Origin of the sequence: Nocardia acididurans (assembly GCF_016741815.1) — a bacterium.
In the GTDB taxonomy this organism is placed as follows: domain Bacteria; phylum Actinomycetota; class Actinomycetes; order Mycobacteriales; family Mycobacteriaceae; genus Nocardia; species Nocardia acididurans.
The window spans coordinates 12,733-36,093 of sequence record NZ_JAERRJ010000014.1; the positions used below are offsets into that span (position 1 = coordinate 12,733).

At 68.4% G+C, this 23,361-nt stretch carries 20 protein-coding genes and 1 pseudogene; 8 read left to right on the forward strand and 13 right to left on the reverse strand.

Translation table 11 applies throughout. The features are described from left to right. Positions 1-212: 212 nt before the first annotated feature. Together JK358_RS31800 and JK358_RS31805 are read left to right on the forward strand one after the other, a co-directional pair. Positions 213-1,343, forward strand: a complete 1,131-nt coding sequence (locus JK358_RS31800; RefSeq protein WP_201954887.1) for a phosphotransferase family protein — start codon at positions 213-215, stop codon at positions 1,341-1,343. A gap of 10 nt (positions 1,344-1,353) precedes the next feature. Further along, a complete protein-coding gene (locus tag JK358_RS31805) occupies positions 1,354-2,454 on the forward strand; it encodes an Rv3169 family protein (protein WP_201954888.1) in 1,101 nt (366 codons plus the stop codon). A 179-nt stretch (positions 2,455-2,633) separates the two neighbouring features. On the opposite strand, the gene JK358_RS31810 is transcribed toward JK358_RS31805, so the two are convergent. From JK358_RS31810 to cobO, 3 genes are all read right to left on the reverse strand, one after another. Beyond that, entirely contained in the window at positions 2,634-2,996 is a 363-nt protein-coding gene (locus tag JK358_RS31810; RefSeq protein ID WP_307817836.1) for a cobalamin biosynthesis protein, read from the reverse strand. Between the two features lie 69 nt (positions 2,997-3,065). Continuing rightward, entirely contained in the window at positions 3,066-4,727 is a 1,662-nt protein-coding gene (locus tag JK358_RS31815; RefSeq protein WP_201954889.1) for a cobyrinic acid a,c-diamide synthase CobB, read from the reverse strand. Then, a complete protein-coding gene (cobO, locus tag JK358_RS31820) occupies positions 4,721-5,341 on the reverse strand; it encodes a cob(I)yrinic acid a,c-diamide adenosyltransferase (RefSeq protein WP_201954890.1) in 621 nt (206 codons plus the stop codon). Before cobO ends, JK358_RS31815 begins: the two co-directional genes overlap by 7 nt. A 217-nt stretch (positions 5,342-5,558) precedes the next feature. On the opposite strand from cobO, the gene JK358_RS31825 reads away from it, so the two are divergent. Next, entirely contained in the window at positions 5,559-7,019 is a 1,461-nt protein-coding gene (locus JK358_RS31825) for an HNH endonuclease signature motif containing protein (RefSeq protein ID WP_201954891.1), read from the forward strand. A gap of 429 nt (positions 7,020-7,448) precedes the next feature. Here JK358_RS31825 and JK358_RS31830 read toward each other — a convergent pair whose 3' ends face one another. The 4 genes and pseudogenes from JK358_RS31830 to mqo all read right to left on the reverse strand — a co-directional run bounded on the left by JK358_RS31830 (position 7,449) and on the right by mqo (position 11,841). Then, positions 7,449-7,625 carry a hypothetical protein gene (locus tag JK358_RS31830; protein WP_201954892.1) on the reverse strand — a complete coding sequence of 59 codons (177 nt, stop codon included), beginning with the start codon at positions 7,623-7,625 and terminating at the stop codon, positions 7,449-7,451. Between the two features lie 42 nt (positions 7,626-7,667). Further along, positions 7,668-9,724: pseudogene (locus tag JK358_RS31835) on the reverse strand (magnesium chelatase subunit D family protein). A 125-nt stretch (positions 9,725-9,849) separates the two neighbouring features. Then, positions 9,850-10,299, reverse strand: coding sequence for a GNAT family N-acetyltransferase (locus tag JK358_RS31840; protein WP_201954893.1), 450 nt, complete (start codon positions 10,297-10,299; stop codon positions 9,850-9,852). Positions 10,300-10,317: 18 nt separating this feature from the next. Next, complete coding sequence (mqo, locus tag JK358_RS31845) at positions 10,318-11,841, reverse strand: malate dehydrogenase (quinone) (protein WP_201954894.1); 1,524 nt, start codon at positions 11,839-11,841, stop codon at positions 10,318-10,320. Between the two features lie 174 nt (positions 11,842-12,015). Between mqo and JK358_RS31850 the strand changes: the two genes are divergently transcribed. Continuing rightward, positions 12,016-13,062 carry an alpha/beta hydrolase gene (locus JK358_RS31850; RefSeq protein ID WP_201954895.1) on the forward strand — a complete coding sequence of 349 codons (1,047 nt, stop codon included), beginning with the start codon at positions 12,016-12,018 and terminating at the stop codon, positions 13,060-13,062. Here JK358_RS31850 and JK358_RS31855 read toward each other — a convergent pair. From JK358_RS31855 to map, 3 genes are all read right to left on the reverse strand, one after another. Beyond that, a complete protein-coding gene (locus JK358_RS31855) occupies positions 13,042-13,605 on the reverse strand; it encodes an alpha/beta hydrolase (RefSeq protein ID WP_201954896.1) in 564 nt (187 codons plus the stop codon). The genes JK358_RS31850 and JK358_RS31855 overlap by 21 nt on opposite strands. Positions 13,606-13,671: 66 nt before the next feature. Beyond that, complete coding sequence (locus tag JK358_RS31860) at positions 13,672-15,195, reverse strand: cobyric acid synthase (protein ID WP_201954897.1); 1,524 nt, start codon at positions 15,193-15,195, stop codon at positions 13,672-13,674. Continuing rightward, positions 15,192-16,055 (reverse strand): type I methionyl aminopeptidase, encoded by an 864-nt coding sequence (gene map, locus JK358_RS31865; protein WP_201954898.1) that lies wholly within the window; start codon positions 16,053-16,055, stop codon positions 15,192-15,194. Before map ends, JK358_RS31860 begins: the two co-directional genes overlap by 4 nt. A 152-nt stretch (positions 16,056-16,207) precedes the next feature. On the opposite strand from map, the gene JK358_RS31870 reads away from it, so the two are divergent. The 3 genes from JK358_RS31870 to JK358_RS31880 all read left to right on the forward strand — a co-directional run bounded on the left by JK358_RS31870 (position 16,208) and on the right by JK358_RS31880 (position 19,336). Further along, positions 16,208-17,221 (forward strand): LLM class flavin-dependent oxidoreductase, encoded by a 1,014-nt coding sequence (locus JK358_RS31870; protein ID WP_201954899.1) that lies wholly within the window; start codon positions 16,208-16,210, stop codon positions 17,219-17,221. 62 nt (positions 17,222-17,283) lie between these two features. Then, on the forward strand, positions 17,284-18,609 hold the full coding sequence (locus tag JK358_RS31875) for a cryptochrome/photolyase family protein (protein WP_201954900.1): 1,326 nt from the start codon (positions 17,284-17,286) through the stop codon (positions 18,607-18,609). A 106-nt stretch (positions 18,610-18,715) separates the two neighbouring features. Further along, positions 18,716-19,336: a lipocalin family protein gene (locus JK358_RS31880; protein ID WP_201954901.1), complete on the forward strand. Its 621-nt coding sequence runs from the start codon at positions 18,716-18,718 to the stop codon at positions 19,334-19,336. Positions 19,337-19,351: 15 nt separating this feature from the next. Here JK358_RS31880 and JK358_RS31885 read toward each other — a convergent pair whose 3' ends face one another. Continuing rightward, a complete protein-coding gene (locus JK358_RS31885; protein WP_201954902.1) occupies positions 19,352-20,212 on the reverse strand; it encodes a MerR family transcriptional regulator in 861 nt (286 codons plus the stop codon). A gap of 122 nt (positions 20,213-20,334) precedes the next feature. Further along, positions 20,335-20,949, reverse strand: coding sequence for a TetR/AcrR family transcriptional regulator (locus tag JK358_RS31890; RefSeq protein WP_201954903.1), 615 nt, complete (start codon positions 20,947-20,949; stop codon positions 20,335-20,337). A gap of 129 nt (positions 20,950-21,078) precedes the next feature. Here JK358_RS31890 and JK358_RS31895 point away from each other — a divergent pair, with 129 nt between their 5' ends. Beyond that, the gene (locus tag JK358_RS31895) at positions 21,079-22,281 is read left to right on the forward strand and encodes an alpha/beta hydrolase family protein (RefSeq protein WP_201954904.1); all 1,203 of its coding nucleotides are present in this window, start codon (positions 21,079-21,081) and stop codon (positions 22,279-22,281) included. Positions 22,282-22,299: 18 nt separating this feature from the next. Here JK358_RS31895 and JK358_RS31900 read toward each other — a convergent pair whose 3' ends face one another. After that, on the reverse strand, positions 22,300-23,184 hold the full coding sequence (locus tag JK358_RS31900; RefSeq protein ID WP_201954905.1) for a bile acid:sodium symporter family protein: 885 nt from the start codon (positions 23,182-23,184) through the stop codon (positions 22,300-22,302). Between the last annotated feature and the right edge of the window lie 177 nt (positions 23,185-23,361).

Sequence of the window (23,361 nt, forward strand, 5' to 3'; positions counted from 1 at the left end):
CTAATGAGCGGCAGGGCGTGACCGCTTCGGGGAACACCCTGGGACGACCCCGGGATCGTGCGGCCCGGAGTACGCCTCGAGTCGTACGTGCGGGCCGTATTGACAAGCGGCCATCCCGCTCACCGGTATTGCCGAAATACCTTCGCGGATCCCCTACCAGCACTAATTAGAACGCGTTACATTTCTCCTAATTCACTGTGTCAGGAGGACAAATGACGTCGGCCGATCCCAATCAGCGGCGGCAGCTGACCATCTCCGAAATGGATCTCGATCTGCTCGGCGCGGAACTGGCCGAATGGCTCGGCGGCAAAGTCGCGGCCGACGCACAGCCCAAGGTCACCTCGGTCACCCGGCCGCAGGCGGGGGGCATGTCCAGCACCACACTGCTCTTCGATGCCGAATGGACCGAGCAGGGCGCGGCCGCCGGGGGGTCGTTCGTGGCCCGGCTCGCACCGACCGCCGATTCGTTTCCGGTATTCGAGAAGTATGACCTCGCAACCCAGTTCGCGGTGATGGCGGCGGTGGCCGAAGCCACCGACGTGCCGGTGCCGCCGCTGTGCTGGCTGGAGACGGGCACCGACAATCCGCTGCACGCACCGTTCTTCGTCATGCGGCGCATGGAAGGGCGTGTGCCGGAAGACAATCCGCCGTACGTATTCCTCGGGTGGCTGTTCGACGCCACACCGGAACAGCGATACGAGTTGACCCGCAACACCATCGAGGTCATCGCCAAATTGCACGCCATCGAGGATCCGGTGGCGAAGTTCCCGGCGCTCGCCGGAGAGGGCAATGCGCTGCGCCGGCATTTCGAGGCGCAGAAGGCATGGTACGACTGGGCGCTCGCACGGGACGGATACCGGATTCCGTTGCTGGAGCGGACTTTCGAGCACCTCGAGCAGAACTGGCCCGCCGACTCCGGCCCCGATGTACTCAGCTGGGGCGACGCCCGGCCCGGCAACATCATGTTCGACGAGTTCTCCCCCGTCGCGGTGCTCGACTGGGAGATGGCCGCCATCGGGCCGCGCGAACTCGATGTGGCGTGGACGCTGCTCATCCACCGGTTCTTCCAGGACATCGCCACCCGCTTCGACCAGCCCGGACTGCCGGATTACATGCGGCGCAGCCACGTCGAGGCGCTGTACGAGGAATTCAGCGGGCACCGGGTGAAAGACCTGGACTGGTATCTGACCTACGCCGCGCTGCGGCACGGGATCGTCATGGCCCGGATCAAGCGCCGGATGATCCACTTCGGCGAGGACACCGACACCGCCGACCGCGACGACTACGTGATGCACCGGCCACTGCTGGAAGCCCTGCTCGACGGCACCTACTCCTGGGATTGAGGAACGAGACATGATCGGCCCCTTGGACGAATACCCGATCCACCAGACCCCGCTGCCCATGGCGCGGGTCGGCACCAGCGACAAGAACTTCTACGATCGCAGCTACTTCAACGCGCTCGACAAGAACAACGACATCTTCCTGGTCACCGGGTTCGGGGTGTACCCGAACCTGGGCGTCCGCGACGCCTTCGCCACGGTGCGGCGCGGGAATCTGCAACGCGCCGTGCGGTTCTCCGACGCACTCACCGAACGCAGCCTGAACCTGAGCGTCGGCGGCCTGCACCTCGAGGTGGTCGAGCCGCTGCAGAAGCTGCGGTTGATCTGCGAGCAGGACGACCTGTCCTTCGACCTCACCTGGGAGGGCGCGTTCCCGGCGGTGCAGGAGCAGCCGCACACCATCATCACCGGATTGAACCGGCCCATCATCGACGCGCAACGGTTCGCGCAGGTGGGTTCCTGGTCGGGCACCCTCACCGTGGACGGCGACGACATCACCGTCGATCCGACCGACTGGACCGGCACCCGCGACCGCTCCTGGGGCATCCGGCCGGTGGGTGACGGCGACCCGGCCGGGCGCGTCGCCGATGAACCCTCCGAGGGCTTCTGGTGGCTGTACGTCCCGCTGCGCTTCGACGACTTCTCGATCATCGTCATCGTGCAGGAGGAACCCAACGGCTTCCGCACCCTCAACGACGCCACCCGCATCTGGAAGGACGGCCGCGTCGAGCAATTGGGCTGGCCGCGAGTGCATCTCACCTACAAATCCGGCACCCGCATCCCTACCGCGCTGCGCCTGGAACTCACCACCCCCGACGGCAAACCCCTCGAGGTGGAAGTCGAAGCGGGCACCTTCGTCGCCCTCAACGTCGGCTGCGGCTACGGCGGCGACCCCGACTGGCTGCACGGCCAATGGAAGGGCCGCAACTGGTCCGAGAGCCACCTCTACGACCTCAGCGACCCCGCCCTGGCTGGCCGCATCCCCTTCGGCGTCATCGACCACGTCGGCAAGGCCCGCTGCGGCGGCGCCGAAGGCTGGGGCCTGTTCGAACACGGCACCCTGGGCCGCCACGACCCCACCGGCTTCGCCGACTGGGGCTCCGTAGCCCCATAACCCCGACTGCGAATCCTCCAGCCCACAGGGAGAATTCGCCCAGCCGCCGCACCCCGCGCCCCAACCCGCCGGGGTGCGGCGAGCCGACTTACGCCCCTCCTCCGGCAGATACGACGGCCCACCCGAGCCACCCCCGACGGCTGCGCACCTGAACCAGGTGCTGATATCGCTGGGTCCGTTCAGGATTCCACTGCCACAGCCGCAACAGTGATCCCCGAGACCACAGTCTTCTCCACCTCCAGCGGCCCACCACCGGCCGCGAGCACCGCCGCAGCCTCCGCCACACTCGACGTACCGAGCGCGGCGGCCGTGCGCTCCGACGGATTCGGCACCTCCACCGCCGCGAGCTGCGCGGACGCGAAGCCCACCACCGGAACACCCAGCAGCGCAGCGGCTTCCATCAGCCCCGGCTCCCCCGCCCGGCGATCCACCGTCGCCAGGCACACAATCTCCGAGCCGCCCAGCACTTCTCGCACCGCATCGGTGATATCCCGCGATTTCGCCCCCGCCCGCATCCCCACACCCACCACCCAGCGCGTCACAACACCCGCTCCCCTGCCCTGACTACCCGCACCCGCCGGTTGCCTCGGCTGTGCCGGACATGCCGGTGGTCAGACACCGGCGTGGGTGGTGGCGTGACGGGCGGCGGCGGTGACGAATCGTTGGATTGCCGTGGGGTTCCCGGCTGGGTGGGTGTGCAGGTAGGAGGCGTGCACGTTGTTCGGGACCGCGCCCTCCCGGACGGTTTCGCCGGTGGGTGCGCGCCAGGCCCAAGCGGGGGATGCCGTTGCCGGGCGGATAAGGCGGGTGCGGTGGAATTCGTGGCCGCGCACGCGTTCGCCCGTCTGCCACAGCGGGGAATCGGTGAGCGCCACCGCGTCTCGGTAGCCGAGGGTGAGGCGGGGGCCGAATTCGGCGTCGGCGTCGACCACGCCGGCCATGGTGTGGCCGTCCAGGGATCGGGTGAGGTAGAGCAGGCCCGCGCATTCGGCGTGCACCGGCATGCCGCGCCGAGCCTGGTCCGCGACGGCGGACAGCAGGGAGAGGTTCGCCGCGAGTTGGGCGGCGTGCTCCTCTGGGAAGCCGCCGGGCAGCACCAGACCCGCTGTGCCGATGGGCAATTCGTCGTGGAGGGGGTCGAAGATCGCGACCTGAGCGCCTGCCGCGGTCAGCAGCTCGCGGTGTTCGGCGTAGCCGAAGGTGAATGCCGCGCCGCCTGCCACCGCGATGACCGGACCGTCCGCTCGGTCGTCAGGTGTCGCATTCGCAGGCAACGCACCGCGCTGCCGGTCGCCGATTGCGCTGCGCCGCAACTGCGCCGGGTCCGACTGCGCAATGACATCGGCCGCTGTTTGACCAATGGACCGAGCGTCTCCAACTGGCCGCGCATCTCCAACCGGCCACACATCACCAATCGGCCGCGCGTCGCCAGTCGGCCGCATGTCACCAATCGGCCGCACGTCACCAATCGGCCACGCGTCAAGGATCGAGCCAGCGGCACCGGACGCCAGAACACCTGTGGCGGTGCGTATTTCCGCCTCGGCATCCCAGGGGAGGCCGGACGCGTGTGATGCGGCCAGAGCGGCGACGGCGGCCAGATCGATGTGCGCCGCGACGAGATCGGTCATCGCACCCACCGCCGACAGCGCGGCCGCGCCGTGCTCGACGGCGGGGATGAGGCCGAGATGCCGTGACGGCACTTCCAATTCGGCCAGGCGCGGGAGCGCGCCGAGTACCGGTAGGCCCACGCGGGCGCAGGCGGCGCGCAGCACTTGTTCGTGGCGTTCGCTGCCCACGCGGTTGAGAATCACGCCGCCGAGGCGGATTCCGCTGTCGAAGGTGGCGAAGCCGTGCAGCAGGGCGGCCAGGCTCTGGCTGTGGCCGCGCGCGTCTACGACGAGAATTACGGGCGCACCGAGCATTCCGGCGATCTGGGCGGTGGATCCCTCGGCCACGGGTGCCGTGTTGTGCTCGTCGATCCGTCCGTCGAACAGGCCCATGACGCCTTCGACGACGGCGATATCGCAGTCGCGGCTGCCGTGCAGGTAGAGCGGCAGTACGCGTTCGGCTCCGACCAGCACCGGATCCAGGTTCCGGCCGGGGCGTCCCGCCGCGACACCGTGGTATCCGGGATCGATGTAGTCCGGCCCCACTTTGAACGGTGCGACCCGATGTCCGGCACGCCGCAGCGCGCCGATCAATCCCGTTGCGACAGTGGTCTTTCCGCTCCCGGAGGCGGGAGCGGCGATCACGATCGCAGGCGTACTCACCATTCGATGCCCCGCTGGCCTTTACGGCCCGCGTCCATCGGATGCTTCACCTTGGTCATCTCGGTGACCAGATCGGCGGCCTCGATGAGCGCCTGCGGGGCATCCCGGCCGGTGATCACCACATGCTGATTGCCGGGCCGGTTCCGCAGCGTCTCCACGACCTCGTCCACATCCACCCAACCCCATTTGAGCGGATAGGTGAACTCGTCGAGCACATAGAACCGGTGCTGCTCGTCCCGCAGTCGCCGGGCGATCTCCTGCCATCCCGCGAGTGCCGCGGCGGCGTGGTCCTCATCGCTGCCCTGCTTGCGGGTCCACGACCAGCCCTCGCCCATCTTGTGCCATTCGACCGCACCACCCGCGCCGGTCTGCTCGTGCAGCGTCCCCAGCGTGCGGAACGCGGCCTCCTCCCCCACCTTCCACTTGGCGCTCTTCACGAACTGGAACACCGCGACGTCGAACCCTTGGTTCCAGGCCCGCAACGCCATCCCGAACGCGGCGGTGGACTTGCCCTTCCCCGGTCCCGTGTGGACCGCGAGTACGGGGAGATTGCGCCGCTGGCGTGTGGTCAGGCCGTCGTCGGGGATGCTGTCCGGCAGCGGGACACCCTTGGGCATCGTGGACGAACTCCTTTCGCGGCCGCTCCGCGCGGGCCGATCACACACCACGGTGCCATATCTGCCGGTGGGGATCGCGACCGGTCAGGGCTTCCCGCGGTAGGCGGGGGCGACGGGGTAGGACCAAACCGGCAAAGGGGTCGAACCGACGCGCAAATATGCAGGTCATGGCGTGTTTTTCTGGCGTGTTGCGATCGAGTTCCCATAGAATTCGAATATGGGTTCGAGTTGTGTGGGTGTTGCTGCGGGTGAGGTGATCGCTCAGATGGGCGACCTCGCCGCCCTGCTCGCCGCCTCGAATCTCAGTGCCCACAGCGAGGAGGAGTCGCTGGAGTTGTTGCGCGCCACGGAATTCCTGCATCGGCAATTGCAGGCGTTCGGGGTGCGCCAGCTCGCCGATGCCGAGGCGCGCAGTCTGCACAAGCGGCACGGGGTGGGGTCGATGCGACAGTTCCTCATCGAGACACTCCGATTGTCCAAGGCCGACGCGGGCTGCCGGGTCGCCGCACTCGATCAGGTCGGGGTTCGGCACGATGTGTCGGGTGCGCCGATTCCGCCCCGGCTGCCCCGCACGGCGGAGATAGCGGCGACAGGCGACATCTCCGCCGATCATGTTCGCGCCATCGCCACGGTCATGGCCCGCATTCCGGCCGCCGCCTCGTTCGAGGACAAGACGACCGCTGAAACACTGCTGGCCGAGACCGCGCGCGAAGTGACACCCGATGATCTGACCCGTGTTGTCGGGCACCGGATTCTGTCCTACCTGGAGGACGGCACCGTCACCGACGACATCGACCGCGCCCGCATACGCGAACTGATCCTGTCGCCGCAGCGCGCCGACGGTATGAGCGCGCTGAAGGGGATGATCACTCCCGGCCTGCGGGCGCTGCTCGAACCGGTGCTGGCCAAGTACGCGCGGCCTGGCATGTGCAATCCCGACGATCCGGAAAGCCCCACAGCCGGAGCAACTTCCACGGATCCGGATGCTGTCGCCGCGGCTGCGGCGCGTGATTCGCGCACTGCCGGACAGCGCAATCACGACGCGCTCGAGGCGCTGCTCGCTCCTAATACCCGCCCGCACCAGCTCGGTGAGCACCGGGGTCTGCCGGTGGCGGCCATTTTCACCATGACCATCGATCAGCTCGAAGCCGCTGCCGGAGTGGCGACCACCGCGACGGGTGGCACGGTATCGGTACCGCAGGCGCTGAAACTGGCCGAACGGGCGAAGCCGTATCTGGTGGTCTTCGATCACGCCGGCATGCCGCTGCACTGTGGTCGCGCCCGTCGCCTTGCCATGCCCGTTCAGCGCATGGCGTTGATCGCCGCCGAGCGCGGCTGCACTCGCCCCGGATGTGATGCTCCGGCCAGCCTGGCTGCCGTTCATCACATCACCGAGTGGAGCCGCCAGGGCCGCACCGATATCGACAATCTCACCCTGGTGTGCGATCGGTGCCACAGCATGGTTCACAACGGGCCCGGCGGGTGGAAAACCGTTCGGATGGGGTCGGATTCGGAGTACGCCGGGCGTACCGGGTGGATCGCGCCCGCACACATCGATCCCACGCGAACGCCTCGGGTCAATCATCGCCATCATGCTGATGAGCTGCTCGGGCGCACGCGCAGGCCGATGCGGGGACGGCACCCTGCCCGGCTAGGTTCCGGCTCCAGGGGAACATGAGGTGCGGTACTCGGGGCCTACGTAGCCGAGTGCTGCGCGAACCCTGCTGTCCCAGCGGCGTTCGGGAGACAAAGAATAAACCCGCAGTGCTGGTGACTTCGCCTGCCGTACCCGGCTTTCGCTCCCCCATCGTGTGCCGTCATCTCACCTTCCTGACGTGGGGCCTGGCCCTGGTCACCTTCAGAGACCAGACCCCCTCATCCTTTCGGGTTTGTCTTTGTCTCTTGAACGCAACCACAGCCAGGCCCCAGGCCGGTATCGGCGGATGACGGCTCCCAATGGGGGAGCGAAAGTCCGGTAGGGCAGGCGAAGTCACCAGCACTGCGTGGTTATTCTTGTCTCCCGAACGCCGCTGGGACCGAAGGGTCCGTGAGCGACTCGGCTACGTAGGCCCCGAGTACCGAACCTCATCCGCTCCCAGAGCCACGCTCAGGTCAATGCGTTCGCGATCCCGGAAACGGTCCGGCCGATAACAGCACCGATTCCGGTGATCAGCCCCGGAGATGCGGCTTCGGCAGCAGTCAGCGCGGCGTCCGTCGCGGCCTCGCTGTTGCTCCCCTGCCGAGCTTCACGACGCTTCGGATTCTTGTCACCGGAGGTACCCATACCAATCGAACGGGAGTGGGACACAGATGGTTCCGCAAGCGATCAGGCCACGCGGGCCCCACGGACAATGCCCGCCACCGAGTCGCCGGTGAGCTCGGAGAGCTGGAGATACCCGGCCCGGAGGTCCCGGGCTATGTCACGAGCCAGTCCCAGCCTGATCATGCCGCGCTCGCAGTCGACAACCATGGCGGTGACAGCGTCGTGCGAGAGAAGGCGAGCTGCCGCCCGAGCGCGCGGAACCGGATCGGTGCCACCGGTCGCCCGCCCATCGGTGAGCAGGACCAGCAGGGGCCGCCGCTGCGGATCGCGGACGCGTTCGCGGTGGATGATCTCGCGGGCCTTCAGGATGCCTTGGGCCAGTGGCGTTTTGCCGCCGGTGCGCATATCGCCCAGGCGACGGACCGCGATGTCGATCGATGAGGTGGGGGGCAGCACCAGCTCGGCCTCCTGCCCACGCATGCTGATCACGGCCACCTTGTCGCGGCTCTGGTAAGCGTCCCGAAGCAGGGCGACGACCGCGCCGGTGACAGCCGAGAGCCGGTCGCGGGCCGCCATCGAACCGGAGGCGTCGACCACGAAGACCACCAGATTGCCTTCCCTGCCTTCGCGATACGCGCCACGCAGGTCGGCGGGCTCGAAGTGCAGGGGCCCGGAACGCCTGCCGCGCGCATGCTGCTGGGGCGCGGCCGCGAAAATGGTTGCGAGCAGGTGCAATCCAGCGGCGGCGTCCTCGGTGGCACGGACCGTGCGGCCGTTGCGGGTGCGGGCTCGTGAGCGTCGGCCCGGAGCCCCTTCACCGATACCGGGTACCTGCCAGCGCGGGGGCGTGGCGATGGCGCCGGTCGGCGTGCCGGCGAGCTGCTCGCGAACGGGACGGCCACCGGAGCCATTCGGGTCGCGGCGGTCCTCGGAGGCGGCGTCATCGGAGGCGGCGTCCTCGGAGTCCGGGACGTTAGAATTCCGGTCGCCCGCAGGGGAATCCGAGGGATCCTCCGCGAAATCCGGTCCGTCCCACGGCGAGTCGGCGTTGCGCTCCGGATCCTCTACCGGATCGTGCGTCCCGGAGTCGTCGAGCTCGGGGCTTTTCCCAGGCTCTCACCGTCCTCGGTGCCGCCCTTGGCGGCTTCGTCGGCGGCGTTGCGCATGGCCTCGTCGAGCTGGTCCTCGCTGATGCCGGGTTCGTCGAAGGGATCACGCCTGCGACGGTGCGGGAGTGCGAGTTCCGCGGCGACGCGAACATCGTCCTCGGTCACCACGCGGCTGCCGCGCCAGGCGGCGTGCGCGGTCGCGGTCCGGGCCACGACCAGGTCGGCGCGCATCCCGTCGACGTCGAAGGAGGCGCAGAGGGCGGCGATCCGGCGCAGTTCGACATTGTTCAGCTCGATGTCGGCGACGCGATCGCGGGCGGTGAGAATGCGGTCGGCCACCTCGCGGTCGGCGGCGGCGTAGTGGTCGGCGAAGGCAGCCGGATCGGCCTCGTAGTCGAGGCGGCGGCGCACGACGGCCATGCGGGTGTCGACGTCCCGCGAGGCGACCACGTCGACGGTGAGCCCGAACCGGTCCAGCAGCTGCGGGCGCAGTTCGCCCTCTTCGGGATTCATGGTGCCGACGAGCACGAAGCGGGCCGGATGGGTATGCGAGACGCCGTCGCGCTCGATGTGCACGCGCCCCATGGCGGCGGCGTCGAGCAGCACGTCCACCAGATGGTCGTGCAGCAGGTTCACCTCGTCGACGTAGAGCACGCCGTGATGCGCCGCCGCCAGCAGACCCGGCCGGAACGCCTGCTCGCCGTCCCGCAGCACCCGCTCCAGATCCAGCGATCCGACCACGCGGTCCTCTGTGGCCCCCACCGGCAGCTCTACGAGCCGTGCGGGCCGCGCCCCACTCTCGTCCACCACCGGCGGCAACAATTGCGCCAGCGCGCGAACCACGGTCGATTTCGCGGTCCCCTTCTCGCCGCGCACCAGCACACCCCCGATCCCGGGATGCACCGCGCACAGAATCAACGCCAGCTGCAACCGCTCCTGCCCGACGACCGCGGAGAACGGGAACCCGGCGTCCGCGGTGGAACGCGCGCGAACGGATTCGGAGTAAGCCACAGGGGAAACCGACACACCCCAACTCTATGCCCGCCCCGCGCACCGGCCACGAGTGCCCTCGGTCACCCCGGGACCAGCGTGAAAAGAACGATCCCGCAACCAACGCGGTTGCGGGATCGGAGTGCTCAGCCTCGGCGCATCGGGATGTGCGGGATGCCGTCCTCGATGTACTCCTCGCCGTCGGGCTTGAAGCCGTGCTTGGTGTACATGTCGACCAGATAGGTCTGGGCGTTCAAACGGACTGTGGCGGAACCGGCTTCGGCCAGCGCCGCCTGCAGCAGGCGGGTGGTGTAGCCGTGGCCGCGGGCGGCGGGGGTGGTGCAGAGGCGGCCGATGCGGAAGGACTTCACGCCGTTGTCGTGCTCTTCGAGGAGGCGGAGGGTGCAGATGACCTCGCCTTCGTCGTCGAGCCAGAAGTGGCGGGTTTCAGGACCGAGATCCAGCCCGTCGAGTTCGGGGTACGCGCACTTCTGCTCGACTACGAAAACCTCGACGCGAAGTTTCAACAGCTTGTACAGGGTCTCGGTGTCCAGATCCTGGGCCCACGACCGTTTGAGAGCAACCGTTGACATCATCGCGTCTTGCTATCACAACTAGCGGTGTGAGGGAAGACCGCCGTGCTTCGGCGTGTTGGCGCCGTCCAGGTGCAGGGCCTTGTTGGACCAGTCCCAGACCTCGCGGTGCAGGGCCTGATTCTCCGAGAGCTTGACGCCCAGGGACGGCACCATTTCCTTGAGTTTCGGCTCCCACGAACCGAATTCGCGCGGGAAGCACTTCTTCATGACGTCGAGCATGGCGCTCACGCAGGTGGACGCGCCCGGGGACGCGCCGAGCAGACCGGCGATGGAGCCGTCCTCGGCCGCGACGACCGCGGTGCCCAGCTCCAGCACGCCGCCCGCGCCCTTGCGGCGGATGACCTGCACGCGCTGCCCGGCGATGATCAGATCCCAGTCGTTGCCGTCGGCGCGCGGGATGAACTCCTCCATCACGCCCACCCGACCGGCCTGCGACTTGAGCAGCTCGGACACCAGGTAGTTGACCAGGCTCAGTTCGGTGACGCCGACGCCGAGCATGGAGAACAGGTTGTTCGGCTTCACCGACTTGATCAGGTCGGTGAGCTTGCCGTCCTTGAGGAACTTCGGCGTCCAGCCCGCGTACGGGCCGAACAGCAGGCCGCGCTCGCCGTTGATGACGCGAGTGTCCAAGTGCGGCACCGACATCGGCGGCGCGCCGACGGCGGCCTTGCCGTACACCTTGGCCTCGTGCTGGGCGATCAGGGCCGGGTTCTTGCAGCGCAGGAACAGACCCGACACCGGGAAGCCGCCGAAACCGGAGATCTCCTTGATGCCGGACTTCTGCAGCAGCGGCAGCGCGCCGCCGCCCGCGCCCACGAACACGAACTTGGCGTTGATCACGCGGGTCTTGTTGTTGCGCAGGTTGCGGACCTTCACCAGCCAGGAGCCGTCCGACTGCTTGGTGAGGTTCTTGACCTCGTGCCCGAAGGCGATATCGGCGCCGCTCCAGCCCAGGTAGGCGAGCAGCTCCTTGGTGAGCTCACCGAAGTCGATATCGGTGCCCGCCTCGGTCCAGTTCAGCGCGACCGGATCGGAGAAGTCGCGGCCCTTCGCCATCAGCGGCAGGCGGCGCGAGAACTCGTCGCGGTCGTCGATGAACTCCATGCCCTCGAACAGCGGATGCCGCGACAGCGCCTCGAAGCGCTTGCGCAGGTAGTCCACATCGGCCGCGCCGTGCGTGAAGCTCACGTGCGGGATCGGGTTGATGAAGTTGGACGGGTTGCCGAGCACACCGTTCTCGACGGCGTACGACCAGAACTGGCGCGACACCTGGAAGCGCTCGTTGATGTCGATGGCCTTGGTGATCTCCACCGAACCGTCGGCGTTCTGCGGCGTGTAGTTGAGCTCGCACAGCGCGGAATGGCCGGTACCGGCGTTGTTCCACGGATCGCTGCTCTCGGCGGCGGCCGCCTCGAGGCGCTCGAAAACGGTAATCGACCAGTTCGGCTGCACCTGTCGGAGCAGAGCGCCCAGAGTGGCGCTCATGATGCCGGCACCGATGAGTACTACATCGGTCTTCTCAATCGTGGCAGCGTTCGGCACGGCGTTGATCGACTTCCTTGTCTTAGTACGGCAACCCAGCGGCAGTTAGGTTACCCGTCGTTCACCTAAGCCCAATTGTGCCCCTGCCCACGAAAAAATCCTGCAACGAAGAGGCCGAATGTGAGAGATACCTCCGACACTGTGGAACGCGACGCCGGAGTTTAGATTGGGCTTGTGACATCCGATACGTCGTCAACCGCCCGTTCGTCCGCTCCGACCGAGGCCGCCGGCGCCTGGCAGCCGGATGTGCTCGGCACGGACTACCAGCAACTGACCCTGCCGCTCGGGCCGGACCCGGACGGTGAGGGCGATGTGGTCGCCACGCTGGTGCGGTACTCCCCCGCCCAGCAGCCCGCGCCCACCCAGGCCGTGCTGTACGTGCACGGATTCACCGACTACTTCTTCCAGGAGCACCTGGCCCAGCATCTGGCCGGGCAGGGGCACGCCTTCTACGCGCTGGACCTGCGCAAGTGCGGGCGCTCCACCCGCGCGGGCCAGACCCCGCACTACGTCAGCGATCTGGCGCTCTACGACACCGAGTTGAACCGGTCGCTGAAGATCATCCGCGAGGAGACCGGGCTGCCGGTGCTGATCATGGCCCATTCCACCGGCGGGCTGGTGACCTCGCTGTGGCTGAACCGGCTCAACGGCGCGGGCGGCGTTCGCGCCCAGGGCATTACGGGCCTGATGCTCAACAGCCCGTGGTTCGACCTGCAGGGGCCGTCCTACTACCGCTCGGTGGGCACCGCGGTGCTCGAAGGTATCGGCCGCTTCAGCGGTATGACCAAGATCCCGCTGGGCCTGTCCACCACCTACGGAACCAGCCTGCACCACACCGGTTCCGGGGAATGGGATTACAACCTGGATTGGAAGCCGTTGACCGGCTTCCCCGTTCACGCGGGCTGGCTGCGCGCCATCCGCCGTGGGCATCTGCGGCTGCACCAGGGTCTGGACATCGGCGTGCCCGCGCTGATCCTGCGGTCCAAGGTGACCAGGTTCATGCGCGAATACGGTCCGGCCGCCGATGTTTCCGATGTGGTGCTGGATGTGCGGCAGATTCAGCGCTGGTCCGGCTGCCTGGGCACGCGCACCAACATGGTGCCGATCGAGGGGGCCCGCCACGACGTGTTCCTGTCGTCGGCCGAGCCCCGCGAAGAAGCCTTCACCGAGCTCGACAACTGGCTGACGTGGCTCGCCACCTCACCAGAAGCTGGTGCGTAGCACCACTTCGGTGGCGAGTTCATTGCCCGCCTCGGCCGCTACGTCCGCGACATCCACTGGCACCAGCCGGAATTCGCCGTAGACGTGGCGGCCCGACGGCTCGGCCAGCTCGCGCGGGAAGCGCTTGGTGGCCAGCAGCGTGGTGGGGATCTCCACCGGCGGGCAGGCCGGGTCGGCGATGTCACCGTTGACGTCGGGCGTGGCCGGGTGGCCGCGTCCGGCGACGATGACGCTCATGAACCGGCCGAAGCCGCGCGCGGCCAGCTGCCACGCCAGGTCCGCGCCGGCACCGCAGCCGACCAGATTGGCCCACGGGACCTTCAGGTCGTCGAGGATGCCGAAGACGGCGGCGGTGTCGAGACCGTCCGCCCATTCGATGACGATGGTGTGCAGGTCGGAGGTCTGCAAACGGGCGCAGACCTCGTCGTAAACGTCGGCCGGATCGCCCGCATCGGGTAGCAGGAGCACGTGGTGCCGGGATGAAGGTCCGCCGACTCGCACGGTCCACGCGCGGTCACCGACCGTGATCCGCCGAGATTCCATAACGGACAACGCTACACGGCCGCCGGAGGGCGCGGACGCCCGTCCGGCGGATAAACGTGACGGCTGTCACCTTCCGACGGTGAGAACCGGGAGATCCGCGGGGGCGCCGTGGGTGATCAGACGCTCGAGGGGTTCGAGGTCGAGATGCTTCTCCATCAGGTCGGCGAGCAGGTCGAGCTGGGCGGCGCGCACATCGGCCACCGAAACATCCTCGGCCACAACGAAATCGGTGCGACCGGCCTGAGCTGCGACTTCACCCAGCCAGGCGCGGCGGAACTCGTCGGATTCCAGGGCTCCGTGCAGGTGTGTGCCCCAGATACCCTGGCGCACACTGCCTTCGGGTCGGCCCTCGAGTTCCAGCCAGGGGTGATCGGCATTACGGGTGACGCGGCCATGATGTATCTCATAGCCGTGCACGGGGAGATCCGCGCCACCGAGCGCGCGGCCGGAGGCGCGGCGCAGCACCTTCGGGTCCGCGAATTCGATGTCGAGGTCCAGCAGGCCCAGGCCGGGGACGGTGCCGGCGGTGGACTCCACCCGGTCGGTAATGCTGCGGGCGAGCATCTGGTAGCCGCCGCAGATGCCGAGGATCGGGCTGCCCGCCGCCGCGCGGGCGGTCAGGGCGTCGGCGATCCCGGTGCGGCGCAACCACTCCAGATCGCTGACGGTGGCCTTGCTGCCGGGCAGGATCACCAGGTCGGCACCGGCCAGGCGGGAGGGGTCGTCGGCCCAGCGCACGGAGACCCCGGGCTCGCAGGCCAGGGCCTCCACATCGGTGGAGTTGGAGATGCGCGGCAGTCGGATGGCGGCGACGGTCAGCCAGTCCCGGCCCAGCGGCGGACGGGAGCGGCCGACGGGGGCGTCGGCGACGGTGCCGAGCGAATCCTCGGCGTCGATCCAGAGGTCTTCGGCGAAGGGCAGCACGCCGAGGGTGGGGCGTCCGGTGAGCTCGGTCAGCTGATCGAGGCCGGGTCGCAGCAGCTCCACATCGCCGCGGAATTTGTTGACGATGAAGCCGGAAATCAATTGCTGGTCTTCGGGTTCCAGAATCGCGACGGTGCCGAAGAGATGCGCGAGCACGCCCCCGCGATCGATATCGCCGACCAGCAGAACCGGCAAATCCACCGCGCGCGCCAGCCCCATATTCGCGAGATCTGTTGCACGCAGGTTGATTTCGGCGGGCGATCCGGCGCCCTCACAGATCACCACATCGAATTCGGCACGCAGCGAAGCCAATTCCTCGGCGACAATGCCCCGCAGCACCTGTCGATGCCGGAAGTAATCCTTCGCCCCCACCGTGTCGACGGCTCTACCGCGCACGACAAGCTGGGAGCGCCGGTCGCTCCCGGGCTTGAGCAGCACCGGATTGAACCGCACGCTCGGCTCCAGCCCGCATGCCCGCGCCTGCAACGCCTGCGCCCGGCCGATCTCCCCGCCGTCCAGGGTGACGACGGAGTTGTTCGACATGTTCTGCGCCTTGAACGGGGCCACCCGCACCCCGCGCCGGGCGAGCATGCGGCAGAGCCCCGCCACCACAACGCTTTTCCCGGCGTCGGAGGTGGTGCCCGCGATCAGCAGCGCGCCCCTCACGGCAGCGTGAGGATTTCCGCGCCCTCGTCGGTGACCACGAGCGTGTGCTCGAACTGCGCCGTCCACTTGCGGTCCTTGGTGACCACGGTCCAGCCGTCGTTCCAGATCTCGTAGTCGATGCCGCCCAGGTTGATCATGGGTTCGATGGTGAAGGTCATGCCCGGCTCGATGACGGATTCGATGGCGGGCTGGTCGTAGTGCAGGATCACCAGGCCGCTGTGGAAGGTGGGGCCGACGCCGTGGCCGGTGAAGTCGCGCACCACACCGTAGCCGAAGCGGTTGGCGTAGGACTCGATGACGCGGCCGATCACATTGAGCGCGCGGCCCGGCTTGACCGCCTTGATGGCGCGCATGGTGGCCTCTTCGGTGCGCTCGACCAGCAGGCGCACCTCCTCGTCCACGTCACCGGCGAGGTAGGTCCGGTTGGTGTCGCCGTGCACGCCGTTGATGTAGGCGGTGACGTCGATGTTCACGATGTCGCCGTCCTCGATGACCGTCGAGTCCGGGATGCCGTGGCAGATGACCTCGTTCAGCGAGGTGCAGCAGGATTTGGGAAAGCCCTTGTAGCCCAGGGTGGACGGGTAGGCGCCGTGGTCGAGCATGTACTCGTGCGCGATGGCGTCGAGCTGATCGGTGGTGACGCCCGGTGCGACGGCCTTGCCCGCCTCCGCGAGGGCCTGTGCGGCGATCTTGCCGGCGATGCGCATCTTCTCGATGGTCTCGGCGGTCTGCACCCAGGGCTCGTGACCCTCGTTGGCGGTCTTCTTCCACACGTACTCGGGCCGCTCGATGTTTTTCGGCACCTCGCGAATGGGCGACTGGGTGCCGGGAACGAGGGGTTTGCGGGTGCGCACTGACATGCACCAAGACTAACGGTCTCCTTCGTGTTCGCCGTCGGAGCGGTCGCCGGAATAGTTCCGGACTGCGGTCCGTTTATGGTGCTGGTTGACTTGGAAACAACGGCGCGGCCTGGGAACGCAGGAACCGCGACACAGCGAGAGGGGCTCCGGCCGTGGAACTTGGTCTGACGACATTCGCCGAGGTGCATCCCGTCGGAGGCGACGGGCCGGTGCCCACCGCGGGCGAACGGCTGCGGCAGGTGGTCGAGGAAGCGGTGGCCACCGAGCAGGCGGGACTCGACGTGTACGGCGTCGGCGAACACCACCGCAAGGATTTCGCGGCGTCCTCCCCGGCGGTCGTGCTGGCCGCCATCGCCTCGCGCACCGAGCGGATCCAGCTCACGAGTGCGGTGACGGTCTTGAGCTCGGCCGATCCCGTGCGCGCCTATCAGGACTTCGCCACCCTCGACGGGCTGTCGGGCGGCCGGGCCGAATTGATGGCCGGGCGTGGCTCTTTCATCGAGTCGTTCCCACTGTTCGGTTACGACCTCTCCGACTACGACGAGCTGTTCGAGGAGAAATTGGCGCTGCTGCTGAAGATTCGCGAGGAGGAGCCGGTCACCTGGTCCGGACGGTTCCGTGCGCCGCTGAACGACGTGATCGTCTATCCGCGCACCGAGAACCGGCCGCTGCCGGTGTGGATCGCGGTCGGCGGCAGCCCCGAATCCGTTGTGCGCGCGGGACTTCTGGGCCTGCCGCTGGCCATCGCCATCATCGGCGGGCAGCCGGCGCGGTTCAAGCCGCTGGTGGAGCTGTATCACCGGGCGCTCGAGCAGGGCGGGCATGACAAGCAGCCGGTCGCGGTGCACGCGCACGGGTATGTCGCCGAGACGGATGCGCAGGCCGTGAACGACTTCTACAAGCCGTACGCCCGCGCCATGTCCGGAATCGGGAAGGAGCGCGGCTGGGGTCCGATGACGCGTGAGCAGTTCGACGCGCTGCGCTCGCAGAGTGGTTCGCTGTTCGTCGGCACGCCCGACTACGTGGCGGGCAAGATCGCCGATGTTCGCGACACCCTGGGACTGGATCGGTTCATGCTGCACACCAGCGTCGGCACCATCGAGCACGAGAAGGTGCTGAACAACATCACTCTGCTCGGCGAGAAGGTGGCCCCGCAGGTTCGCTGATCTCCGGTGCGACGCGAACGATATGCATCGTTTGTGCATCGTTGATTGGTTAAGGTGGGGGCATGACCGTCGCCATCGTGCTGTTCACCCGAGATTTGCGCGTACACGACAATCCCGCGCTGACCACCGCCTGCCGGGAAGCCGAGGCGGTGGTCCCGCTGTTCGTGCTGGACGACGAGCTACTGGCCAAGGTGCGCGACGCACCGAACCGGGTGCGGTTCCTGGTCGCCGCGCTGCACGAGCTCGACAGCGAACTGCGGGTGCGGGGCGGGCGGCTCATCGTGCGGCGCGGGCACGTCGCCGACGAGGTGGAACGGGTCGCGCACCAGGTGGGCGCGCGGGACGTGCACCTCGCGGCGGATCACACCGGGTACGGGCCGAAGCGGGAAATCGCGCTGCGGGAACGGCTTTCGCAGACGGGTCGCCGCCTGCACCCGCATGCGGCCTCGATTACGGCGGTGGATCCCGGGACCGTGCGACCCGATACCGGGCGCGGGCACTACGCCATCTTCTCGCCGTATTTCCGGCGCTGGCTCGACACCCCGATGCGGTCGCCACTGCCCGCGCCCAAGACCGTCAAAGTGCCGCGCGCCACGGGGGTTCCCATTCCCGAGTCGTCTGCACTGTGCACCGGCGCCGGGTCACCGCAACTGGCGGTGGGCGGGGAGACCACGGGCCGGAAAATGCTGGAGCACTGGATATCCGGCCCGGTGACGCGGTACGAGACCGACAAGGACGTCCCGGCCGTGGACGGCACCTCCGGCCTGTCGCCCTACCTGCACTTCGGCTGCGTCTCCGCGACCGAGGCGGTGGCCCGGGTGGACGCGTCCGCGCCCGGCGGGACGGCATTCATCCGGCAGCTGGCCTGGCGCGACTTCTACCATCAGGTGCTGGCCGACCGGCCCGAGATCGCGGTGGACGACTACCGGCCGGCCACCGAGCCGTGGCGGCGGGATCCGCACGCCGTGGCTGCCTGGCGGGACGGCCGCACCGGGATTCCCATGGTCGACGCGGGTATGCGTCAACTCCTCGAGCAGGGCTGGATGCCCGGCCGCGCCCGGCTGATCGCGGCGAGCTGCCTGGTCAAAACGATGCGGGTGGATTGGCGGGTGGGCGCACGGCATTTCGAGCGCTGGCTGGTCGACGGCGATGTCGCGAACAACCGCATGAACTGGCAGTGGATGGCGGGGACCGGCACCGACACCCGCTCCAGCCGGGTGCTCAACCCCCTGCGCCAAGCCGAAAGATTCGACCCGGCAGGCGATTACGCGCGCCGCTGGCTGCCCGAACTGGCCCACCTGCCCGGCGCGGAGATCCATCGGCCGTGGCGGGCGGGCGTCCTGGCCGCCGACTACCCGCCGCCGATCGTCGAATTCAACGGGATGTGAGCTGCGGCCGAGCACGATGCATCGTTTTTGCATCGCTTCGATGCTACCGTCGAAATACCGAGACCCGGATATCCGACCGGCTCGCTCCGATTGGCGGAGGACGACGATGCACACCCATCCATTCCGGCGGCACCGGTGGTTGCCGCGCTCGATTCCGCTCCTGGCCCTGGTCGCGTGCGCGCCGCTGGCGGCGCACGCCGCCGCGACGCCACCCGCTTCCGTGGTCCCCGTGGCCGCGTCCCCGGCACCTGTTGCCGCCCTGGAGGTTTCGCGCTACACCGGCACCTGGCTGCAGCTCGCGGCGATACCGCAGCCGTTCAGCCTGGCCTGCGCCCTCGACACCCGCGCCGAATACGGTACGGCCCCAGGCGGACTCACCGTGCGGAACTCCTGCACCACCCGGTTCGGCACTCGTGACGAACGGGTCGGGTTCGCCCGGGTCACCGATCCCTCGACCAATGCGCAACTGGCGGTGACCTTCCGGGCGGAGGCCGACCCGGCCACCAACTACGTGGTCACCGCGCTGGATCCGGAGTACCGGTGGGCGCTCGTGGTGAATCCCGGTCGCACCGCCGGATTCGTCCTGTCTCGGGAACCCGTGCTCGAGGCCGACCAGTGGGCGGCGGTCCGCGCCGGAATTTCGACGGCGGGGATGGACGCGTGCCTGTTCCTCACCTCGCCCATCACCGGCGGACGCGACGGGATCGAACCGCTGTGCGCGCGCTGAGTGGCGCGGGGCTTCTCAGTTCCGGCCGGGCGGCCGGAGGCGGTCGACGGCCTCGATGAGGCTGGCCAGGCGGTGGGTGCGGTCGGGCAGGATGAGGGTGTCCCAGCCGGGGCCGCCGACGTGGACGTGTGCGCCGGCGGCGGCGCAGGCGCGGACCGCGGAGGTGAGGGCGGTGCGTTCCTGTTGGGACCAGAGGACGACATTCGCGGGGGCGGGAAGGCGGACGAGGGTGTCGGCGAGCGCGGCGGTGGGGACGTCCGGGCCGAGCATGTGGGCGGCCACGCCCTGTTCGGCCAGTGCGGCGCGCAGTACTTCCAATGGCAGCGAATGGGTTTCGCCGCTGGTGCAGGCCAGGATCAGCGGCGCGGCGTCGCGGGCGGGCACGGGGGGCACGGTGCGATGCAGGGCGGCGACGATGCACCAGGACAGCAGGTGCTCCACGTCGACGCAGCCCTCGCCGCCCAGCTGGCGGCCGACGATCTCGGCGAAGACGGGGCGGCACAGGCGATCCCAGGTGTCGACGACGCCGTAGGCGCGCAGATGTTTGTCCAGTAGATCGCAGACCACGCCGGTATCCAGTGCGAAGGCGGCCGACAGCAGGGCCGCCTCGTCGCCGAAGGACAGGGCGGGGCCGCGCGCCGCCGCCGCCGCGCCCGCGGGGGTGGATCCGGCGCGGATGAGATCGACCATTCTGGTGAGCAGGGCGAGATCGGCCTCGGTGTAGAGGCGGTGCCGTCCGGGGCGATCCTGGGCGGGGCCGATGCCGTAGCGGCGATTCCAGCTGCGCAGGGTCGCGGTCGGAATGCCGAGCCGTTCGGCCGCCGCGCGGACCGAGACGCCGGTCTGCTCGGGGGCGAATGTCGGGCGGTTCGGCATGTCTTGATTGTGCATGTTCGAGTGCGGCAGGAGTGATCGACGTGCGGTGTGTGGTGTTCGGAGCGATCGGGTACACCGGTGCCGGAGTTGCTCGTGGCCGGGCAGGCGGGGACGCGGTCACCTCAGGGCTGAGTGGCAGCGTAGGCCGCGAGCAGCATGTCGGTGAGTTCGTCGAGGTATTCCGGGCGGGTGGGGTCGCCGCCCATCATCGTGCGCCAGAACAGGGGCGCGAGCAGGAAGTCCAGGGCCAGTTCGAGATTCAGCGCGGGGGGTAGTTCGCCGCGGTCGACGGCCCGGTGCAGGATCTCGGCCACGCGGGCGCGGCGGGTGCGGCCGATCCCGGATTGCAGGGCCTCGGCGAGGGCGGGCGTGCGGACGGCCTGTGCCAGCAGATCCGGAATGATGCGCGCCGCCAGGGGATTCGCCATGCCGGCGGCCGTGGTCGACAGGAAGGCGCGCAGGTCGCCGCGCAGGGTGCCGGTATCGGGCGGTGCGGCGGCATCCACCGCGACTTCGGAAACCAGTGTGACGACGAGGTTTTCCTTGGTGGGCCAGCGGCGGTACAGCGTGGGCTTGCTGACGCCCGCGCGGCGGGCGACGGCCTCCATGGAGAGTTTGCCGTAGCCCACCTCGGCGAGTTCCTCGAAGGCGGCCGCCCGGATGGCGGCGGTCACCTGCGGTTGCATCACGGCCGCGCCCGCGGGTTTGCGGGTGCGCGGGGCGGTCTCCTCGGTCATGTCCGCGAGTGTAGCAACGTCGATACGCATACGTTTCGTCGAAACGGTTGCGTATCGACGTTGAGCGGACTACCGTTTCCAGCATGCGACGAAACGGTGTCGTATCGACGTAAACGAGAGGTCACAGCCATGAAGTTCTTGTTCGACGACGAATCCTTCTCCTTCGAGACGCTGCGGGCCGCGGGATTCGCCTGCTACGGCGGCGCCGAACTCGGCGAGGTGGTGTCGACGGCGAGCCGCATCACCGACGACGACGAGACGTCCTGGCTCCGGGAGTGGGAGGCCACCGCGCGGCGCGTGCACGCCATCGGCGCCGAGTGCGCGGCGGCGGGCCGCCGGGTCAGCGCCCGCGAGGCGCTGCTGCGGGCCTCGAACTACTACCGCACGGCCGAGTTCTACCTGCGCGACGATCCGGCGAACGATCCTCGGGCACGGGAACTCTCGCAGCTGTCCCGCGAAACCTTCGCCCAGGCGGCCGAACTCATGGACCGGCCCGTTCGCCGTGTCGAGATCCCCTACGAGGGGACCACCCTGCCCGGCTACCTCTACCTGGTGGATGATTCCGGAACACCGCGCCCCACAGTCATTTTCACCAGCGGCTTCGACTCCACCCTGGAGGAGTCCTATTTCGCCCTGGCCGCCGGTGCGCTGGCACGGGGCTATCAGGTGCTGGCCTTCGACGGGCCGGGCCAGGGTGCGGTCATCCGCGATCAGGGTCTGACCTTCCGGCCCGACTGGGAGGCGGTCATCACCCCCGTGGTCGACTTCGCCCGCACCCGGCCCGAGATCGATCCGAGCCGAATCTCGTTGTACGGCTACAGCCTCGGCGGATACCTGACCGCACGCGCCGCCGCATTCGAGCCCCGGCTGTCGGCGCTGGTGCTCAACGACGGCCTGTTCGACTACCACGCCGCCCACGTGCGGGTGATGCCGACGTTCCTCACCGAGTGGATCGACGCGGGCCGCGACAAGGACGCCGACCAGGTGACCGGGCTGCTCATGGCCGTCGACACCGCCACCCGCTGGGCACTGCGCAACGGCATGTGGACCTTCGGCGCGCACTCCCCCGCCGACTACATTCGCCGCACCGCCGCCTACACCCTCGCCGGGGTCGCGCAGCGGATCGCCTGCCCCACACTCGTTCTCGACGCCGAGAACGATCAGTTCTTCCGCGGTGAGGCGCCGCGCGTGTTCGAGGCGCTCACCTGCGAGAAGGAAATCGTCACCGGCACCGAGTACGAAGGCGCGGGCGAGCACTGCCACATGGGGGCCATGCTGCTGACCCACCAGCGCGTCTTCGACTGGCTCGACCGCGTCACCGAGCGCGGGTAGCGCGCCGCGAACCGGCCGTCAGACCGCCGGACTCGGCGCCACTGCCGTCGTATTCGACTGCCTGGCAAAGAGATACGCGGCCAGGGCGGCCGGGCCGAACATGAGGATGCCGTACATCGCACCGGGAATGGCCATGGTCTCGTTCTCCAGCACCGATACCGCCACGGCAATGGCCAGGGTGGCATTGTGGATGCCGATCTCCATGGCCGAGGCGATGGCCTGGCGGGTGTCGACCCGGAACAGCCGGGGCACGGCGAACCCGATCAGCAGGCTCAGCACCGACAGCAGCAGCGCGATCCCGCCCAGGCGGCCGAAATTGTCCAGCAGCGTGTCGAATTCGCTGATCGCGGCGGCGGCGATGACCAGGATCAGCACCACGATGGAACCGAGCTTCACGGGCTTGCGCATGCGCTCGGCCCACCGCGGGAAGCGATGGCGCGCCCACATGCCCAGCGCCACCGGCACCAGGACGATGGCGACCACCTGCACGAATTTGGCGGGCTGCAGGCCGATCGAGGAGTCCGAGCCCAGGAACTCGGCGATGGCCAGCGTCACCACGATGGGCATGGTGAATACCGCGAGCACCGAATTGATCGCGGTCAGAGTGACATTCAGCGCGACATCACCACCGGCCACATGGCTGAACAGGTTGGCGGAGGTGCCGCCCGGCGAAGCGACCAGCAGCATCATGCCGACGGCCAGCGCACCGTCGAGGCCGAAGGCGTACACCAGGCCGAGGCAGATGGCGGGCAGCAGCACGATCTGACAGGCCAGCGCGAGCAGCGCCGCCTTCGGATACTGCACCACCCGGGCGAAGTCGGCGCGGGTGAGGGTCAGTCCGAGACCGAACATGACCAGGGCGAGAGCGAGCGGCAACAGCACCGCGAAGATCGACGAATCCACCGGGTTCTCCTTAGAGCATCGATGCGCCGAATTGTGCGGATCCGGCGAGCCGTTCGGCGTTGTGCCTCGAGCAGAAAAGCACCGGCGGATTGTGTGCGGCCACAATCGACCGAGGAAGGCGAAGGAGCCGTTCGGCGAAAACCCCAGGTCAGTTCCCATCGGTATGGCATCGTGAGC

What these genes read in the sequence shown, in the direction of transcription:
- JK358_RS31855 (WP_201954896.1), bottom strand. Translation starts at nt 13,605, where the DNA reads ATGGAATCTCGGCGGATCACGGTCGGTGACCGCGCGTGGACCGTGCGA.
- JK358_RS31815 (WP_201954889.1), bottom strand. Translation starts at nt 4,727, where the DNA reads ATGGTGAGTACGCCTGCGATCGTGATCGCCGCTCCCGCCTCCGGGAGC.
- JK358_RS31875 (WP_201954900.1), top strand. Translation starts at nt 17,284, where the DNA reads ATGACCGTCGCCATCGTGCTGTTCACCCGAGATTTGCGCGTACACGAC.
- JK358_RS31895 (WP_201954904.1), top strand. Translation starts at nt 21,079, where the DNA reads ATGAAGTTCTTGTTCGACGACGAATCCTTCTCCTTCGAGACGCTGCGG.
- JK358_RS31805 (WP_201954888.1), top strand. Translation starts at nt 1,354, where the DNA reads ATGATCGGCCCCTTGGACGAATACCCGATCCACCAGACCCCGCTGCCC.
- JK358_RS31880 (WP_201954901.1), top strand. Translation starts at nt 18,716, where the DNA reads ATGCACACCCATCCATTCCGGCGGCACCGGTGGTTGCCGCGCTCGATT.
- map (WP_201954898.1), bottom strand. Translation starts at nt 16,055, where the DNA reads ATGTCAGTGCGCACCCGCAAACCCCTCGTTCCCGGCACCCAGTCGCCC.
- JK358_RS31830 (WP_201954892.1), bottom strand. Translation starts at nt 7,625, where the DNA reads ATGGGTACCTCCGGTGACAAGAATCCGAAGCGTCGTGAAGCTCGGCAG.
- JK358_RS31890 (WP_201954903.1), bottom strand. Translation starts at nt 20,949, where the DNA reads ATGACCGAGGAGACCGCCCCGCGCACCCGCAAACCCGCGGGCGCGGCC.
- JK358_RS31840 (WP_201954893.1), bottom strand. Translation starts at nt 10,299, where the DNA reads ATGATGTCAACGGTTGCTCTCAAACGGTCGTGGGCCCAGGATCTGGAC.
- cobO (WP_201954890.1), bottom strand. Translation starts at nt 5,341, where the DNA reads ATGCCCAAGGGTGTCCCGCTGCCGGACAGCATCCCCGACGACGGCCTG.
- JK358_RS31825 (WP_201954891.1), top strand. Translation starts at nt 5,559, where the DNA reads ATGGGTTCGAGTTGTGTGGGTGTTGCTGCGGGTGAGGTGATCGCTCAG.
- JK358_RS31885 (WP_201954902.1), bottom strand. Translation starts at nt 20,212, where the DNA reads ATGCCGAACCGCCCGACATTCGCCCCCGAGCAGACCGGCGTCTCGGTC.
- JK358_RS31800 (WP_201954887.1), top strand. Translation starts at nt 213, where the DNA reads ATGACGTCGGCCGATCCCAATCAGCGGCGGCAGCTGACCATCTCCGAA.